Annotated in this window: 16 protein-coding genes; 7 read left to right on the forward strand and 9 right to left on the reverse strand. The window is 69.0% G+C overall.

Annotated elements, in window-relative coordinates; genetic code table 11:
• Positions 1–13 precede the first annotated feature (13 nt).
• On the reverse strand, positions 14–718 hold the full coding sequence (locus tag ACIOTO_RS06945; protein WP_105711427.1) for a ZIP family metal transporter: 705 nt from the start codon (positions 716–718) through the stop codon (positions 14–16).
• 217 nt (positions 719–935) lie between these two features.
• Between ACIOTO_RS06945 and ACIOTO_RS06950 the strand changes: the two genes are divergently transcribed.
• The 3 genes from ACIOTO_RS06950 to argG are packed head-to-tail and all read left to right on the forward strand — an operon-like array spanning position 936 to position 3058.
• The gene (locus ACIOTO_RS06950; protein WP_237682326.1) at positions 936–1169 is read left to right on the forward strand and encodes an AbrB/MazE/SpoVT family DNA-binding domain-containing protein; all 234 of its coding nucleotides are present in this window, start codon (positions 936–938) and stop codon (positions 1167–1169) included.
• Entirely contained in the window at positions 1153–1569 is a 417-nt protein-coding gene (locus ACIOTO_RS06955) for a PIN domain-containing protein (protein WP_400857189.1), read from the forward strand. Before ACIOTO_RS06950 ends, ACIOTO_RS06955 begins: the two co-directional genes overlap by 17 nt.
• A gap of 43 nt (positions 1570–1612) precedes the next feature.
• Positions 1613–3058, forward strand: coding sequence for an argininosuccinate synthase (gene argG / locus ACIOTO_RS06960; RefSeq protein WP_400857190.1), 1446 nt, complete (start codon positions 1613–1615; stop codon positions 3056–3058).
• A gap of 55 nt (positions 3059–3113) precedes the next feature.
• Here the strand turns inward: argG and ACIOTO_RS06965 are convergent, their stop codons facing one another.
• Positions 3114–3932 (reverse strand): GntR family transcriptional regulator, encoded by an 819-nt coding sequence (locus tag ACIOTO_RS06965; RefSeq protein WP_400857191.1) that lies wholly within the window; start codon positions 3930–3932, stop codon positions 3114–3116.
• A 138-nt stretch (positions 3933–4070) separates the two neighbouring features.
• Between ACIOTO_RS06965 and ACIOTO_RS06970 the strand changes: the two genes are divergently transcribed.
• Together ACIOTO_RS06970 and ACIOTO_RS06975 are read left to right on the forward strand one after the other, a co-directional pair.
• Positions 4071–6734, forward strand: coding sequence for a penicillin acylase family protein (locus ACIOTO_RS06970; protein WP_400857192.1), 2664 nt, complete (start codon positions 4071–4073; stop codon positions 6732–6734).
• A gap of 58 nt (positions 6735–6792) precedes the next feature.
• Complete coding sequence (locus tag ACIOTO_RS06975; protein WP_091028301.1) at positions 6793–7554, forward strand: alpha/beta fold hydrolase; 762 nt, start codon at positions 6793–6795, stop codon at positions 7552–7554.
• A 22-nt stretch (positions 7555–7576) separates the two neighbouring features.
• Here the strand turns inward: ACIOTO_RS06975 and mnhG are convergent, their stop codons facing one another.
• The 6 genes from mnhG to ACIOTO_RS07005 are packed head-to-tail and all read right to left on the reverse strand — an operon-like array spanning position 7577 to position 13934.
• Entirely contained in the window at positions 7577–7966 is a 390-nt protein-coding gene (gene mnhG / locus ACIOTO_RS06980) for a monovalent cation/H(+) antiporter subunit G (protein ID WP_400857194.1), read from the reverse strand.
• Positions 7963–8232: a monovalent cation/H+ antiporter complex subunit F gene (locus tag ACIOTO_RS06985; protein ID WP_029264126.1), complete on the reverse strand. Its 270-nt coding sequence runs from the start codon at positions 8230–8232 to the stop codon at positions 7963–7965. Before ACIOTO_RS06985 ends, mnhG begins: the two co-directional genes overlap by 4 nt.
• Positions 8229–8822 (reverse strand): Na+/H+ antiporter subunit E, encoded by a 594-nt coding sequence (locus tag ACIOTO_RS06990; RefSeq protein WP_262002468.1) that lies wholly within the window; start codon positions 8820–8822, stop codon positions 8229–8231. Before ACIOTO_RS06990 ends, ACIOTO_RS06985 begins: the two co-directional genes overlap by 4 nt.
• A complete protein-coding gene (locus tag ACIOTO_RS06995; RefSeq protein WP_029264128.1) occupies positions 8819–10372 on the reverse strand; it encodes a Na+/H+ antiporter subunit D in 1554 nt (517 codons plus the stop codon). The genes ACIOTO_RS06990 and ACIOTO_RS06995 overlap by 4 nt, the downstream gene beginning before the upstream one ends.
• The gene (locus tag ACIOTO_RS07000; protein ID WP_105711432.1) at positions 10369–10968 is read right to left on the reverse strand and encodes a Na(+)/H(+) antiporter subunit C; all 600 of its coding nucleotides are present in this window, start codon (positions 10966–10968) and stop codon (positions 10369–10371) included. Before ACIOTO_RS07000 ends, ACIOTO_RS06995 begins: the two co-directional genes overlap by 4 nt.
• Positions 10968–13934: a Na+/H+ antiporter subunit A gene (locus ACIOTO_RS07005; RefSeq protein ID WP_400857195.1), complete on the reverse strand. Its 2967-nt coding sequence runs from the start codon at positions 13932–13934 to the stop codon at positions 10968–10970. Before ACIOTO_RS07005 ends, ACIOTO_RS07000 begins: the two co-directional genes overlap by 1 nt.
• Before the next feature lie 118 nt (positions 13935–14052).
• Between ACIOTO_RS07005 and ACIOTO_RS07010 the strand changes: the two genes are divergently transcribed.
• Entirely contained in the window at positions 14053–15552 is a 1500-nt protein-coding gene (locus ACIOTO_RS07010; protein WP_400857196.1) for a hypothetical protein, read from the forward strand.
• A 24-nt stretch (positions 15553–15576) separates the two neighbouring features.
• Here ACIOTO_RS07010 and ACIOTO_RS07015 read toward each other — a convergent pair whose 3' ends face one another.
• Positions 15577–16635: a LacI family DNA-binding transcriptional regulator gene (locus ACIOTO_RS07015; protein WP_029264132.1), complete on the reverse strand. Its 1059-nt coding sequence runs from the start codon at positions 16633–16635 to the stop codon at positions 15577–15579.
• 60 nt (positions 16636–16695) lie between these two features.
• Between ACIOTO_RS07015 and ACIOTO_RS07020 the strand changes: the two genes are divergently transcribed.
• Positions 16696–17934, forward strand: a complete 1239-nt coding sequence (locus ACIOTO_RS07020; RefSeq protein ID WP_400857197.1) for an MFS transporter — start codon at positions 16696–16698, stop codon at positions 17932–17934.
• Positions 17935–17938 lie beyond the last annotated feature (4 nt).

Consider the following 17938-nt stretch of genomic DNA (forward strand, 5'->3'; position numbering starts at 1 on the left):
GCCGCGCGCGCTCTTACGCCAAAGCCAGCCCCGCGGCGAGCGCGAAGCCCAGGACGGTCGCGAGACCCGTCGACTCCTTGGCCTTGGACTGCGCCTCGGGAACCATCGAGTCGACGAGCATCACCAGAAGCGCCCCGGCTGCGAAGCCACTCGACGCGGAACGGAAGGCGTCACCCGTCACGCTCGCCAGCGCGAAGCCCGCGACGGTCGCCGCCGCACAGATCACGGCCACCCCTGCCCACAGCAGCAGCACTCGCGACTTCGCCATACCCCCCTCGAGCAGGTCGGCGGCGGACCCGATCGACTCGGGCAGGTTCGAGACGAGGATGGCCACGACGAGCGCGATGCTCACCGGCTCCCCCGATGCCAGCCCGATACCGAGCACGAGCTGCTCGGGGATGCCGTCGAGCAGCGCGCCCACGGCGAGCTGGCCACCGCCCGCCTGCGACTTGCTCTTCGCGGCACGGGCATCGAGGATACGGTCGGCGATGTAGTAGCTGATGGCACCGGCCGCGACGCCGACCACGAGCGGGACGGGACCGGCGAGGTCGAGCCCCTCTTCCCAGAGCTCGAAGGCGATCGAGGCCATGAGGGCGCCGGCGCCGAACCCGAGGACGATGCCGAGCCACCGCGGCGGCCACTTCCGGAGCAGGGCCAGCACCGCGCCGATGAACAGCGGCGCCGCCGCGATCACGCCCCACAGGACTGCTTCGCCCATGCCGCACCTCCGTGGCGTCTACTCTCCCACCTCCTGCTGCGTCTCCCGGCCCGACCCACCATGGCATCGGCGAGAACGGAGACGGGTCGTCCTTCCCCCGGCGCGTCGGGCCTCGACACTCCGCATCGCGCGCGAAGCTCCTCCGTTTCGGCAGATCCTGAGCACAGCCCGTCGACGTGACCCAACGCTCCTGGCATCTGAATGGTATTCTGATGGCATGAAGGCAACCATGGATAAGGCAGGACGAATCGTCATCCCTGCGCCGCTCCGTGAGCGCGTGGGACTGATCCCGGGTCCCGTCGACCTGATCCTCGATGGCAACGGCATCCGAATCGAGATCGAGGCGCCGGACAACCTCATCGAGAAGGATGGGCGCCTCGTCATCGCGTCGTCCGGCACCACTCTCACGCCCGAAGACATCCGCGAGCTGCGCCTTGCCGACCAGCGCTGACCTTCTTCTCGACACGAGCGCGGCGGTCGCTCTCCTCGTCGAAGACAACACCGCGCACCTCGCTGTCCAGACCGCCTGCGCCGGCGCAGTCCTCGGACTCGCAGGCCATGCTTCGACTGAGACCTACTCCGTTCTCACGCGCCTCCCGGGCCCGAATCGTCTGACTCCTCCCGCCGCGGCTCGCGCGATCCGGACTGCGTTCCCCGGGTCGGTCTCCCTCCCAGAAGAGACTGCGCGGACGGCCGTCGACGTTCTCGCCGACGCCGGGGTCTCCGGCGGAGCGGTGTACGACGGATTGGTCGCGCTCTGCGCTCGCACAGCTGGTGTGACGCTCCTCAGTTGCGACCGCCGCGCCATGGTCACATACGCAGCCCTCGGCGTGGCTGTCGCCGTCGTCTGACGCGGCACGGGGCGACACGCCGCACGCGGATAGACTGGAAAGCATGTCCAAGGTCCTCCAGTCCCTGCCCGTCGGCGAGCGCGTCGGCATCGCCTTCTCCGGAGGACTCGACACCTCCGTCGCCGTCGCGTGGATGCGCGAGAAGGGCGCCGTGCCCTTCACCTACACCGGCGACCTCGGTCAGTACGACGAAGACGACATCGCGTCGATCCCGGGCCGTGCACTGGAGTACGGCGCCGAGGCCTCGCGCCTGATCGACTGCAAGACCGCCCTGGTCGAAGAAGGCCTGGTCGCCCTCTCCTGCGGCGCCTTCCACATCCGCTCCGGCGGCAAGACGTACTTCAACACCACGCCCCTCGGCCGCGCGGTCACGGGCACGCTGCTGGTGCGCGCCATGAAGGAAGACGGCGTCGACATCTGGGGCGACGGCTCCACCTACAAGGGCAACGACATCGAGCGGTTCTACCGCTACGGCCTGCTCGCCAACCCGCGCCTGCGCATCTACAAGCCGTGGCTCGACGCCGACTTCGTCACCGAGCTCGGCGGCCGCAAGGAGATGAGTGACTGGCTCGTCACCCGCGACTTCCCCTACCGTGACTCTGCCGAAAAGGCCTACTCGACCGACGCGAACATCTGGGGCGCCACGCACGAGGCGAAGACCCTCGAGCACCTGAACGTCTCGCTCGAGACCGTCGACCCGATCATGGGCGTGAAGTTCTGGGACCCGTCGGTCGCGATCGAGACCGAAGACGTCACAGTCACGTTCGAGGCGGGCCGCCCCGTCGCGATCAACGGCGTCGAGTACAGCGACCCGGTCGCCCTCGTCATGGAGGCGAACACGATCGGTGGTCGCCACGGCCTCGGCATGAGCGACCAGATCGAGAACCGCATCATCGAGGCGAAGTCGCGCGGCATCTACGAGGCTCCCGCCATGTCGCTGCTGTTCATCGCCTACGAGCGCCTCGTCAACGGCATCCTGAACGAGGACACCCTCGCCACCTACCACGAGCAGGGTCGCCGCCTCGGCCGCCTGATGTACGAGGGCCGCTGGCTCGAGCCGCAGTCGCTCATGCTGCGCGAGTCGATCCAGCGCTGGGTCGGCCTCACGATCTCGGGCACCGTGACGATCCGTCTGCGCCGCGGCGACGACTGGACCATCCTCGACACCGTCTCGCCGAACCTGTCCTACGGTCCCGAGAAGCTGTCGATGGAGCGCGTCGGCGACGCCGCCTTCGGCCCGGTCGACCGCATCGGCCAGCTCACGATGCGCAACCTCGACATCGCCGACTCGCGTGCCCGCCTCGAGCAGTACGCAGGCCTGGGCCTCGTGGGTGGCGCGACCGGCGAGCTGGTCGGCCGCGTGACCGCCGGCGAGTCCGCCGAGATCACCGAGTCGGTCCACGGGTCGATCTCCGAAGCCGACGAGAACCTGGCGGATGCCGTCGACACGGCGTCCGAGGGCGCGGCGTTCGACTCCGGCACCGACTGACGCCGTACCGCCGACGCGGGGAGCCGGTGCTGCCGACGTCGGACGGGTGCACCCGCTAGGCGGGTGAGTCGCCGGCGCTGCGCCGTTCGTCAGCGGCGTCGAGCTCCTCGGCGCGGTCGATGATGCCCGGCAGCACCTCGTCGAAGAGCGTCACGATGGCGGCACGGGTTTCGGCCGCGTCGCGCTGTCGGATGGCCTCACGGATGGCGACGGTGGATCGCTCGACCGCCACCCAGTCGAACACACCGCGCGCGTGCTGTGTGAAGCGGCGGATCTGCGGGCTGAGGAACTCGATGACGGTCACCCGCGTGGTGTTGCCCTCAATGCGCGCGAACCCGGTCACGATGGCGCGCAACGCGCCACCGAACTCGACGACATCGTGGTCGACGACCGCAGCGGACATGTCCTCGGTCAGATCGACGAGATAGGCGACGTCGTCGGCCTGGATCAGCGGCATCGCGTGGCGTACCGAACCGATCCAGATGTCACCGAAGAGCGCGATCGCGTCCCGGATGCGGTCCAGATCGAGGGGCGCCACGCGCGTGTAGCGGTTACGTTGCATCTCGACGAGTCCCCCCTCGGCAAGTCGCGCCAGCGCGTGCCGCACCGGCGTCTTCGACGTCCCGAGATCCTCCGCCAGCTCGTAGTCGCGGATCCGCTCGCCCGGCCGAAGCTCACCGTCGACGATCGCGTCCCGCAGCCGGTGATAGACGTCGTCACTCACCGAACGCCGTTCCAGCGCACCATCCATGCCCACCAAATCACACCCTCCTTCGACCACAGTGGTTCCCCCACCACTCGTTGCGGCCGACATGGCGGCCCGAACGCAATCGCGCCGAGCCTCCGTATCGTCCCCGTTCTGCGCAGAGCGCAACGGGTAACATAACACATTCGTCTGAATGGATGATCCACGAGCGCTCGGGCGGATATGATGCGAAGGCGCGACCCTGAAACGCGCACTGGGGCTCGGTGGGACTGAGTTCCACCTGTCTACCCGAAAGAGTTCTCGACGATGATGACCGATTCGCAGGAGTCCGCCGTATCCACGCGCCCTTCACTGGGCGCCCGGATCGGACGGATCTCCTTCCTCGTTGTGGCCGGGATCGTCGTGATCGCCGTGGCCGCCGCCTTCTTCGTGACCTGGACGATCCAGCGCTCCTTCCCGCAGACCTCGGGAACGGTCGAGCTCGACGGTCTGAAGGCCGAGGTCACGGTGCAGCGCGATGACCGCGGCATCCCGACGATCACGGCCGACTCGACCGACGATCTGTTCTACGCCGAAGGGTTCGTGCACGCGCAGGACCGTTTCTTCGAGATGGACTTCCGCCGCCACGTCACGGCAGGGCGCGTCGCCGAGATGTTCGGAGAGTCCCAGGCGGCGACCGACGCCTTTCTGCGCACACTCGGCTGGCGAACCGTCGCCGAAGCCGAGGTCGAGGCGATGGACGACACCACGCGCGGCTACTACGAGGCCTATGCCGACGGGGTCAACGCCTACCTCGCGACACGGTCCGGCGCCGAGCTCTCGCTCGAGTATGCCGTTCTCGGCATCCAGAACCCGGACTACGCTCCCGAGCCGTGGGAGCCCGCGGATTCGGTCGCCTGGCTCAAGGCCATGGCCTGGGATCTGCGCGGCAACATCGAGGATGAGACCGAGCGCTCGCTCCTGGCCGCCGAGCTGAAGGCCGGTGCGGACGAGGCGGGCGAGGCGGTCGACACCGGGGAAGTACTCGCGAAGCTCTACCCCGACTACCCGTTCGACGAGAATCCGGTGATCGTTCCGAAGATCTCGACGGTGCCCGCACTCGAGACCGGTGCGGAACCCGCCGCGTACACGCCCTCCGAATCCGACGGCGAGATCCAGCAGGCGACCACCACGATCGAGTGGCAGGAGACCTCGAACGTGATCGAGGCCGCGAGCGAGCTCGTCGGCGATGTCGGCGAGGGCATCGGATCGAACTCCTGGGTCGTCTCGGGGGATCTCACCGAGACCGGGATGCCGCTGCTCGCGAACGACCCGCACCTCGGCGCGTCGCTGCCATCGGTCTGGTACCAGGTGCAGCTGAAGTGCTCGACCGTGAACGACGCGTGCCCGTTCGACGTCGGAGGCTTCTCGTTCTCCGGGCTTCCCGGCATCGTGATCGGTCACAACCAGCACGTCGCCTGGGGGTTCACGAACCTCACCACCGACGTCACCGACCTCTACGTGGAGCGGGTGGTCGGCGACGAGTACTGGCGCGATGGCGCGCTGGTCCCGCTCGAGCAGAGCACCGAGACCATCAAGGTCGCCGGCGGCGAGGATATCGAACTGACGATCCGCTCGACCGTGCACGGGCCCATCATCTCGGGGCTCACGGACGACTTCACCGCGATCGCCGATGACCCGGAGCCGGCGCTCGCGGAAGGAACCGAGGCGCCCGCCGCTCCGCCCGTCGGTCAGGACGACGCCGAGTACGCCGTCAGCCTGCGCTGGACGGCGCTCGACCCCGGCACGACCGCGACCGCGATCTTCGCCCTCTCCACCGCGCAGGACTTCGACGACTTCCGCTACGCCGCATCCCTCTTCGACGTGCCGGCACAGAACCTCATCTACGCCGACACCGAGGGCAACATCGGCTACCAGACACCGGGGCGCCTCCCGATCCGCGGTGCCGGCGACGGATGGATGCCGCAGCCGGGTTGGGACAGCAGCTACGACTGGACGGGCTACATCCCGTTCGACGAGCTGCCCGTCTCGTACAATCCGAACTCGGGGTACATCGTCACCGCGAACAACGCGATCGTGACCGACGACTACGCCTTCTTCCTGTCCCGCGACTGGGACTACGGCTATCGCGCGGCGCGCATCGCCCACCTGATCGAACGACGCGCGGCCGCCGCTCCGCTGACCGCACAGGACATGCGCGACATCCAGATGGACGATGAGATGTGGATCGGCACGCAGCTGGCGACCGCCATGGCCGACGTCGACGTGAGTCGCGCGGACGTCCAGGCAGCCGTTGACCTCCTGCTCCCGTGGGACGGCCAGAACGCGGCCTCTTCGCCCGCCGCGGCCTACGCGAACGTGCTCTGGTCGAACCTCGTGCAGAACATCTTCGGCGAGCGCGAGCAGCCCCTGCCCATCGACGGGCAGGGACGCTTGTTCACGGTCGTCGCCGACATGCTCGAGGACCCATCCGATCCGCTCTGGAGCAACCCGGAGATCGACGTCGACGGGATGGAGGCCATGCTGGCATTGTCCGCCGAAGAGGCCTACGACGAGCTCGTCACTCTGCAGGGAGACGTTCCCACGCGCTGGAACTGGGGCGACCTGCACGCGATCACCCTCACCAGCGACACCCTCGGCACCTCGGGGATCGCGCCCGTCGAGGCCCTCTTCAACCGCGGGCCGTACCCGGTGAGCGGCGGGGCCTCCGTGGTGAACGCGACCGGGTGGGAGCTCGGCGTCTCGTACGCCACCACCACGGTGCCGTCGATGCGCATGGTGATCGATCTCTCCGACTTCGACGCCTCGACCTGGAACCACCTCACCGGCGCTTCGGGTCACGCCTTCCATGAGCACTACACCGACCAGACGGCCGATTGGGCCGTCGGGCTCCAGCAGCCCTGGGCGTACTCGGGGAAGGCCGTCGGAGCGTCGACCATCGACACACTGATCCTGTCGCCGACCGGCTGATCCGCGGGGCTGCGCCGTCCTGAAGGGACGGCGCAGGTTGCTCCGATACCGTGGGTAGGTGCCATCCAGTTACCTCGCCCCGAAGGGCACGACCGTCACGCTCCTCGAGTTCGAGCACGGCGGCGCCACGCTCATCGCCGAGACGTTCGGCGAAGGCCCGCACACCTACCTCCTGCTGCACGGCATCGGGATGGGTCGCAGCGTCTACCTCGACGTCGTGCAGCGGCTCGAGGGCCGAGTGATCGCGCTGGACCTGCCCGGCTTCGGCGAGGCACCAGAGCCGACGCGCACGCTCACCATGGAGCGTCATGCCGACCTCGTCGCCGCCTACCTGCAGCACGTGGACTCGGGCCCGGTGGTCGTGATCGGGCACTCGATGGGCAGCCAGATCGCGGCCGAGCTCGCCGCACGGCATCCGTCCCTCGTGGAGGGTGTCGTGCTGGCCGGGCCAACGGTGAACAAGGCGGCGCGCAACATCGCGGCGCAGGCCCGCTACCTCCTGACCGACCTCGTCGGCGAGCGGCCGTTGGTGATCTGGCGCGGCGCGCGGGAGTATCTCCGCGGCGGCCCGCACCTGATCCGCAAGATCCGTGCCACCGTCGTGCACGAGCCCGAGGACGCCTTCGTGCGCATCGAGTGCCCGGTGCTGGTGCTGCGCGGTGAGGACGACCCGCTCGCGCCGATGAGCTGGTGCCGCGAGATCCTCGACGCGATCCCCGGTGCCGCGCTCGAGGTCATCCCCGACCACGGACACGGCACACTCATCAGCGACTCCGAGCCCGCCGCCCGCCTGATCCACGAGTTCGCCGCCCGCCTCTGACGGTCGGTCGGTCTCGCGGGGCTCAGCCGGCGGCGGGTGGGGTCTGCTTCGACTCGGCGAGCTCGTCCACGACGAGGCCGCGCTGTTCGATGGTGCCGTTGCGGTAGGCCTGTCGCCCGACCATGTGCGCAGACAGCGGCGCCGTCGCGAACTGCATGAGCACGACGGGCGCGACGAGCACGAAACCCAGCAGGATGCCGCCGACCGACCGCTGCGACAGGGCGATCGCGATGCAGATCAGCAGCAGCCCGAGCACCTGCGGCTTGGTCGCCGCGTGCAGCCGGGACGGCACGTCGCGGAAGCGCAGCAGCCCGACCGCCGCCGACAGGCAGAGCAGCGCCCCGAGCAGGATCAGCACGAGCACGGCCACGTCGATGACGGGGTCGGGGATCATGAATCCGAGGATGTTCATGAGGTCGTGTTGTCCCTTCTCGCGACGAACCGGGCGACGGAGATCGAGCCGAACACCCCGATCGCGGCGATGATGAGGAGCACGGGGATGTTGCGGGTGTGACCGTTGATGGCCATCTCCGCCCCGAGCACGCACATGACCTCGGTGAGGAGCACGTCGGAGGCGACGGCACGGTCGAGGATCGACGGTCCTCGGACGATGCGGACGAGGGTGAGGACGGCGGCGATGCCGAAGACCACCATGATCAGCAGCAGCAGGATGTTCATCGGGCACCGCCCTTCGTCGATCCGGTCAGGCCGGCGCGCTGGTCGGCCCTGAGTGCGCGGTACTGCGCGGGGTCGCCCAGCGCCCGGACGACCCGTCGCTCCCAGCGGAGCACTCCGGCGCGCTGCTTCTCGACGTCGGCGCGGTTCCTCACGCCGATCACGTGCAGGTAGAGGATGCGCCGGTCGCGGTCGGTCTCGACCACCAGCGAGCCGGGGACCAGCGACGACACGACGGCGACGTGGGTCATGACCAGATCGTCGGCGTAACGCAGCGGCACCGCGATGATCGCTGTGCCCGGCTGGCGGCGGAAGTCGAACACCTGCAGGGTCACCGAGATGGCTCCGCTGAGCACTGCGAACAGGAACTGCACCACGAACAGGGCGGCGTAGGCGACATTGATCCGACCCGAGAGCTCGACCGTCGGCAGCCGGAACACGCGGGTCACGAAGATCGCGACGACGAGTCCGGACAGGAAAGACAGCACGGTGAACTGCGCCCACAGCAGCATCCACAGCACGACGAGCCAGGCCAGGAAGGGCAGCTGGACCCGGATGTCGCGCCAGAGGTGGCGCTTGGTCTGACGTCTCATCCGCCCACCTCCTCTTCCAGCTGGACGAGGCTGACGGGCTGCAGCAGGGCGGCGCCGATGCGGTCGCAGAGCGCGTACAGGGGTCCGGCGAAGATCGTGAGCGAGACGGTGACGGCGACCATGCCGGCCGTGGCGATCGTCATGATCTTCGGGATGCGGCGACGCTCCTGCTGCTCGTCGGCGGCCGGGGCATTGCCGAGGTACGAGATGCGGCCCTCGGTCTCGGTGGAGTCCTCCTCCTCGCGCCAGAAGGCGAGGTTCCAGGCGCGCATGAGTGCGTACAGGGTGAGCAGCGAAGTGACGATGCCGCCGAAGATCAGCACGATCATGATCGGGGTGCCGACGGAAGCCGCCGCCTCGAAGAGCGCGAACTTGCCGATGAAGCCGGAGAACGGTGGAAGGCCACCCAGGTTGATCGCGGGCACGAAGTAGAGCACGGCGATCACCGGTGCGACCTTGAGCAGCCCCTTGACCCGCAGGATCGAGGTGCTCCCCGCTCGTCGTTCCACGAGTCCCACCGCCAGGAACAGGGTCGTCTGCACGACGATGTGGTGGACGATGTAGTACACAGTCGCGCCGATCGCGGCCGGCGTGGCTATCGCGAGGCCGAAGATCATGTAGCCGACGTGGCTGACGAGCGTGAACGACAGGATTCGCTTGAGTTCCGCCTGCGCCACGGCGCCGAGCACGCCGACGATCATGGTCGCGAGCGCGATGATCAGTAGCACCGTGTCGATGCTGTTCGAGGCGAAGAGCTGGGTCTCGGTGCGGATCAGCGCGTAGACGCCCACCTTGGTCAGCAGGCCCGCGAACACCGCCGTGACGGGGGCGGGGGCGGTCGGGTACGAGTCGGGCAGCCAGAAGGACACCGGGAAGATGGCGGCCTTGATGCCGAAGGCCACCACCAGCATCAGGTGCAGCACCAGCTGCGTCTCCTGTGGAAGCTCCGACATCCGCTCGGCGATCTGAGCCATGTTGACCGTGCCGAGTGCGCCGTAGATCATGGCGATCGACGCGAGGAACAGGATCGACGAGACCAGCGAGACGACGATGTACACGGCGCCGGTACGGATGCGGGACTCGGTGCTCCCGAGGGTGATCAGCACGTACGAGGCGACGAGCAGGATCTCGAAGCCGACGTAGAGGTTGAACAGGTCGCCGGCGATGAAGGCGTTGAAGATACCGGCCGCGAGGATCAGGTACGAGGGGTTGAAGATCGAGATCGGGGTCTCGTCGGTGCCGTCGGCGGCGCCCTGACCGATGGAGAAGAGGAGGACGGCGAGGAGCACGATGCTCGAGATGAGCACGAGGAGTGCGGCGAGCCGGTCCACGTAGAGCACGATGCCGAAGGGCACCGGCCAGCCGCCGACCGAGACGGCGAGCGGGTCGCCGGAATCCACCACGACCAGGAGCACGGCGGCGATCACCGAGACCGCGGCGAGTGTGGCCACGGTCACGACGACCTGGAGCCGCGCGTTCCGGCCGAACACGAGGGTGATGGCGGCGCCGAGGAGCGGGAGCCCGACGAGGAGCGGGACCAGTGCGGTCATGGCCGGCCCTCCTCGTTCTCGTCGTGGTCGTCGGGTTCATCGGGGCGCGCCTGGTCGCCCTCGGCTGAGCGTGAGGAGGGTTCGTCGCCCCACCCCGTCGGCGCGTCGAACGGTGCATCGTCGTGGATGGCGGGGTGGTCGCGCATGTGCAGCACAGTGATCGGTGCGGTCTGCACGCCGACGAAGTCGGTGGTCGCCTCGTCCTCGTCGGTCTCGGACTCGTCGTCCATGAGATCTTCGTCGGCGTCGGTGCGCTCGCGGAGCGCGATGTCAGCCTCGTCGTCCTCGACGGTGTCGGCCTGGCCCAGCTGCCAGGAGCGATAGATCAGAGCCAGGAGGAAGGCCGAGACCGCGAAGGTGATCACGATGGCGGTCAGGGTGAGCGCTTGGGGGAGCGGGTCGCTCATCTCGCCCTCGGTGCCGAAGAACGGTGCGTTGCCCGGGACGCCCATCACGATCAGCAGCAGCAGGTTCGTGGCGTTGCCGAGCAGGAGGAAGCCGATCAGCACGCGGGTGAGGCTGCGCTCCAGCATCGCGTACACGCCGCACGCGAAGAGGATGGCCATGATGACGATCAGGGTGAGCGAGACATCCATCAGCTGCTCCCCCTTCCGCGCGAGAGGAAGCCTTCAGGACCGGGGGTCGAGCGCAGAGCCGCCTGCCTGTCGACCTCGGCGCCGAGGCTGCGCAGCACGTCGAGGACGAGCCCGATCACGACCAGGTAGACACCCACGTCGAAGATGGTCGAGGTGACGAACTCCATGTGCCCGATACCGGGGATCTCCCATTCCCAGAACGTGCTCGTCAGCGGCGCGAGCCCGAAGAAGAGCGGGACGACGGCCGTGCCGACGGCGAGGATGAGGCCGGTGCCGAGCAGTCGGCCGGCATCCGTCGGTGCGGCGGCGCCGAGTTCCCAGCGGCCTCCGGCGATGTAGCGCATGACCAGCGCCATGCCGGCGACGAGCCCGCCGGCGAAACCGCCGCCGGGCAGGTTGTGCCCGGCGAAGAGCAGGAAGATCGACACCACGATGATCGTGTGGAACAGGATCCGGACGATGACCTCGAGCAGGATCGACCTGTTCTCGGGCTTCATCTTCTGCCCGCCGACGAGCCATGCCCGCGGGCTGCTCTCGTTCTCGGAGTTCTGGAACCGGATGCCCTCGGTCGTCTCGACGAGCGGGCGACTGCGCGCGGCCTTGCGCGTAGCCTTCGGCAGGTTCTTGGTGGCGGCCAGCAGGTCGGCTCGATGGGTGACGAACACCAGCGAGGCCACGCCGGTCGCGGCGAGCACGAGCACCGACAGCTCGCCCATCGTGTCCCAGCCACGCAGGTCGACCAGGGCCACGTTGACGACGTTCTTGCCGTGACCGATCTCGTACGCGAGCTGCGGAAACACCTCCGAGATCGGATCCGCGATGCGGGATTGCGTGGCGACGACCGCGACGAAGGCCATGGTGACGCCGACGCCGATCGCGAGGAGCGCCCGGGGGACACGCCCCACCGAGGCGTTGTGTTCCCCCATCCGCGCGGGCAGGCGGCGAAGCACCAGAGCGAACGTCACCATCGTGACGGTCTCGACCAGGATCTGCGTGAGCGCCAGGTCGGGTGCGCCGCTCGTCGCGAACAGCACGACCATCCCGAGCCCGGTGACGGAGACGAGGACGACGCCGGTGTAACGCTTCTGGGCACGCACCGCGAACACCCCGGCGATCGCCATGATCGGCGCGACGACGATCTGCGCCGGCGTGTGCCAGGCGGAGAGGTTGTAACGATCGATGTCGCTGGCGATGAGCGCGGTGACCTCGGCGGCGACGAACACCACGAAGATGGTGCCGACGTACACCGGCAGCGAGCCGCGCTGCGTGAGGGTGGTGCTGAGCACGGAGAGACGGTCGATGCCGCGCATGACGAGGTAATAGACATCGGCGGCGGTGAAGCGCAGGAGGCGGGGCTTGCGGTCCCAGCCGGTCCGGCGGGTGAGCAGGAAGAGGCCGATGCCGACCAGGATCGACGCGATCGAGATGCCCAGGGCGGGCTCGAGGCCGTGCCACAGCGCGAGGTGCCCCGGGCCTTCGACGGCTTCGCCCGCGTGGTCGAGCCCGGGAGTCGCGGTGACGGCGTAGCCCTGCAGGGCCACGTCGAGCGCGGGCGCCCCGATACCCGCGGCGAGCGTGACGCCGGCGAGGATGATCGGCGCCGAGAGGAACCCGACCGGCGGATCGGGCCAGGCGGTGTCGGGCAGCTGCCCCTGCGCGTCGCGCTTCTTCCAGAAGGCTCCCCAGAGGAAACGCGCCCCATATGCCGCAGTGAGCATGGAACCGAGGACGACGCCGATGAGCGCCACCAGACCCCAGGGAGAACCCCCCAGGGCGTCGTCGAGCAGAGCCGTGAGCGTGGACTCCTTGGCGACGAACCCGATGGTCGGAGCGATGCCCGCCATCGATGCCACCGAGATGAATGCCGCCGTCGCCATGACCGGCGCCTGCCGCCCGACGCCGGAGAGCTCGGTGATGTCACGGGTCGACAGCTGCCGGTCGATGACGCCGACGATCAGGAAGAGGGCCGACTTGAACAGGGCGTGGCCGATCACCAGCGCGAGTCCGGCCAGTGCTGCGGCCTGCGTGCCGTAGCCGACGACGATCGCGAAGAACCCGAGCTGACTGACCGTGCCGAACGCGAGGATGCGCTTGAGGTCGGTCTCGCGCAGCGCCTGGATGCCGCCGATGAGCATCGTGAGGATGCCGAGAGTGATGACGATCGGGCGCCAGGGGGCGCTGAACGCGAAGATCGGCGCGAATCGGGCGATCAGATAGATGCCGGCCTTCACCATCGCGGCCGCGTGCAGATACGCGCTCACCGGAGTGGGCGCGGCCATCGCTCCGGGAAGCCAGAAGTGGAACGGGAACAGGGCCGACTTGCTGATCGCGCCGATCAGAAGCATGACGATCGCGGCATCCACCGCAGGGCCCGTCGGTGCGATCTCGAGGATCTCGCGGATGCTCGAGGTTCCGGTGTCGACGACGAGGATCACGACGCCGACGAACATCACGAGTCCGCCGAGGGTGGTCACGAGCAGGGCCTGCAGTGCCGCACGTCGGCTGGCGGCGCGGCGGCGGTAGTGGCCGATGAGGAGGTACGAGAGGATGCTCGTCACCTCCCAGAACATGACCAGCATGACGAGGTCGTCCGTCAGCACGAGGCCGTACATCGCGCCGGCGAATCCGAGAAGGACACCCGCGAACTGGCCGACGCCGGCCGAGTCCTCGTAGAAGTACCACCGGCAGTAGAGGAGCACGAGGGCGCCGACGCCGGTCACGATCAGGGTGAGCACCCAGCCGAGCACGTCCATGTTCATGGACAGGTTCAGTCCGAGCTGCGGGATCCACTCGACCGACTCGTACGGGACCGGGCCGTCGAGCACCTGCGGCGTCATGACGAGCGCGTGCACGAAAGCCGCTGCGGGGACGAGTGCGGCGATGGCGAAGGCCTGAGCTCCGAGCCAGCGCACCAGAACGGGCATCAACAGCGACCCGAGCAGGAACACGGCGAGGAGCGTCAGCATATACGCGGCTCCCTCGGGGGTCGTCGGCCTTGCGGCCAGGCGGGGGGTGTCATAAGCAGTTTACCCGGGCGAAGACTCCACTCGGTCCGCAAGAGTGTGATCGTGCAAGAGTGGTCGCATGCGGCGGGTCTGGGTGCGGGAACTGGCCGGGTGGTTCGGCGCCCTGGCGATCGCGGTGATGACCGCCGCGCAGGTCGCATCCTCGGCGCGCTCCGACCTGCTGTTCCGCGACGGGGATTCCCTGATCGTGGCCATGTTCGGGCAGTCGGCGCTTTCCGGTGAGCCGCTGGACTGGGCGATGTCGAGCGTGCTCTTCCTCCCCGAATCCGCGGTGTTCGCGGGGCTCGACCTGCTCCTTCCGGTCGATGTGAACAGCCTGCTCGCGATCAATGCCGTGATCAACATGCTCGCCCTCTACGGAGCACTCCGGCTCGTGGCCGGTCGGCGGAGAGAGGACCGGGCACCCGTCGCGTGGGCTCTTCTCGGACTCGCGGCCTTCTGCGCCATCGCCGTGACCGAGGTCTCCGCATTGCGCGATGCGCTCGAGCTCGCGTCCCTGCAACTCACGACGACCTACTACTCGGCGACCGTGGTCGCGGTCGTGCTCTCGGTCGGTCTGGTGCGTCGCGCGCTCGACCGCGCGTCCGGGATCGTCGGTCTCCTGGTCGCGCTCGGCGCCACGGCGGCCCTGTCGACCCTGTCGAATCCGTTGTACGCGGCGTGGGCGGTGGTTCCGATCGCGGTGCTGCTCGCGCTACTGACCATCCGCTCGCGGCAGCGGTCGCGCTTGACGCTGCTCCTCGGTGTGCTCCTGATCGGCACGGCTCTCGGCTTCGTCGGACGCATTCCACTTCGGGCATGGATCGCCAACACGGGCGCCGGCTACGTGCAGCCGGAGCGATGGGCCGATTCACTCGGCTACTACGGCGGACTCGCGGCAGACCGCCTCTCGACCCCCGGCGGGGTGTTCGGCTGCCTGATCGTGCTGGTACTCATCGTGCTCGCGGTCGTCCGCACGGCGCGCGCCGCGAGTGAGGGTTCGCGCTTCGTCGCCGCCGTCGCCTGGCTGATGCCCGTTCTCGTCGTGATCGGCGCGATCGCGCTCGGCACCCACGCGGCCCGCTACCTGCAGCCTGTGGTGTTCGCGCCCGTTCTGGCCCTGGTCGCCCTGCCGCGCGCGGGGTGGATGCCGCTCCGCCCCCGGTCGCTCGTCGCCGCGATCGCCGCGGTGCTGCTCGCGCTCGGCGGCATCCTGAGCATCCCGCGCCTCGCTGCGGCCGCCGAGGTCGCCGACCCCGACCTCACCTGCGTGACCGACTGGGTCGACGCGTCCGGCCGCACCGGGGCCGGTCAGTTCTGGACCGTACGCCTGCCGAAACTGCACCTCGACGATCCTGCGCAGCTCGTGCAGGTCGATCATGAGCTGCGCGGCTATGCCTGGTTGGTGAACCGTCGCGATTTCGACGTCGGAGAGGTGACGTTCCTCGTGGAGGATGCGCAGACGGTTCCCTGGAACCTGCCCGCACCGGCCATTCCCGACGAGGTGATCGACTGCGGCCGCTACCGCATCCTCGATCTCGGCGACACGGCGCTTCCGCTCGGCCCGCAGCGCAGCTGACTGTGGCCGCCGGCGGGGCGGAGCTCAGCGCGAGGCCGGGCCGGTGGTGGTGCCGACGCGGAACCGACAGGTGAGATGCTGCGTGATCCCCGGTTCGCCTCGCAGCATGCGTGCGACCTGCTCCCCCGCCGCGCGGCCCTTCTCGACGGCCGGCTGCACGCTCGTCGTGAGGGTGAGATCGCCGAGACCGTCCAGCGCGATACCGTCGAAACCCGCGACGGAGAGGTCTTCGGGGACGCGGAGTCCCTTCTCCTCGGCCGCGCGGATGACCCCGACGGCCAGCAGGTCGCTCTGGGCGAGCACCGCGGTCGGCCGGGTGGCGGGGTCCGCGAGCAGCATCCTGCCGACCCGCACGCCTTCGTCGATGAGGCTGCCGGATGCCGAGATCGCCGGGGCGTCGGGGAACACCTCCCGGGTGCCGGCCAACCGGTGGACCGTGACGTCGACGGTCGCGTTCGCGAGACGCTCCGGTGTGACGGCTGCACGCTCGCGGTCGCTGTCGAGCGGCAGGGTGACCAGGGCGACATCGCGGTGGCCGAGGTCGCGCACGTGCTTCGCGATGTCGGCGGAGGCCGCCGCGTTGTCGAGCGTGACGCGCGGGATCGCCTCTCCGGCGTCGCCTTCGATCACGACGACCGGGAGCCCCCGGCCGACGACCACCTCGAGGGATGCCCGTGTGCGTCCGGAGCAGCCGATCAGCACGACCGCGTCGACGGGGGCATCGGCGATCGCCGTGCCCTCCCCCGGCTCGTCGCGCATCAGCAGGATGCCGGCGCTGAGTTCGGCGAGTCCGTCGGTGAGGCCGTCCATCATGGCCGTCGTCACGGGGTCGAGGAACGCCGCACGCAGATGTCCTTCGAGCACGACGGCGACGATGCCGCTGCGACCGCGGCGCAGGGAGGCGGCGCGGGGATCCGGTCCGGCGTAGCCGAGCTCGGCGGCCGCGGCGAGCACGCGCTCGCGGGTTGCAGGGGCCACCTTGGCCTTGCCGCTGAAGACCACCGAGGCGGTGGACGTGGCCACACCCGCCTCGCGTGCGACGTCGGCGATCGTGGGCCGACGCGGCGTCTCCTGACTGCTCATGCTTCGAGGATAGCTCGCTTCCGCTCCCCTGGGTCGAATCGATTCGATAGGCTGTCCGGCATGGAAGCAGTCCTGACCCGTTCGCAGTTCGTCCGCTGGCGCGCCGCGATCTTCGCCATCTTCCTGGCGAGCGGCCTCTCGATCGCGACCTGGGCGTCGCGCGTGCCGGGGATCAAGCAGGCGCTCGAGCTCGACAACGCGCAGGTCGGGATGCTGCTTCTCGGCATGGGTGTCGCCTCGATCATCGGCATCTCGACGAGCCCCGCGGTGATGGCGCGCACCGGCGCCCGCCGCGGCATGCTGGCGGCGATGCTCATGTTCGCGCTGGGCATCGCACTCGTGGGCCTCGGCGCGACGGTGTTCGGCTCGGTGGCCGTCGTCCTCCTCGGCATGGCGCTGTTCGGATTCGGCAACGGCTGCGTCGACGTGATGATGAACGTCGAGGCCACCGCGATCGAGCAGCAGATGGGCCGCACGATCCTGCCCGTCTTCCACGCCTTCTTCAGTTTCGGAACCGTCATCGGCGCCGGCATCGGTGCCCTGGCCGCCCACCTCGCGATCGATGTCGCGACGCACGCGGTGTCCATGGGCGTGCTGATCGCCGTGATCGCGGTGGTCTGCTTCTTCCAGGTGCCGGTGCGCGAGGCCGCCCTCGACCCGGAGGATCACGTCAAGCCGCCGTTCCGCGAGCGCATGCACACCGCGCTCGAGGCCTGGCGCGAACCCCGCACCTACCTGATCGGCGTCGTCATGCTCGGCATGTCGTTCGCCGAGGGCGGCGCCAACGACTGGATCGCGCTCGGCACCGAACAGGGTCATGGTTTCGCCGAGGGCACGGGAGCCGTGTCGCTCGCGGTGTTCTCCATCGGGATGACGACGGTGCGCCTTTTCGGCGGCCCGCTCGTCGACCGATTCGGACGCGTCGCGGTGCTGCGCATCCTCGCCGTCGCCGCGGCATCGGGGATCCTGCTGTTCATCCTCGCGCCCACCTTCCCGCTGGTGCTCGTCGGCGCGGCGCTCTGGGGCATCGGGGCCTCTCTCGGCTTCCCTCTCGGCATGTCCGCCGCCGCAGACGACCCGGCCAAGGCGGCGGCTCGCGTGAGCGCGGCCGCCACGATCGGCTACATCTCGTTCCTCGGCGGACCGCCCGTGCTCGGCGTCATCAGCGAGCACATCGGCCTGCTGAACACCCTGTTCATCCTGGTCGCCCTGGTCGTCATGTCCGGGCTGTTCTCGGGCGCCGCCCGCCCGCTGCGCGACGACGAGAAGACCCCGGCGGCGAGCGCGGAGCAGCGCTGAGCGC

The organism is Microbacterium sp. NPDC087592 (assembly GCF_044743585.1).
Taxonomy (GTDB): Bacteria; Actinomycetota; Actinomycetes; order Actinomycetales; family Microbacteriaceae; genus Microbacterium.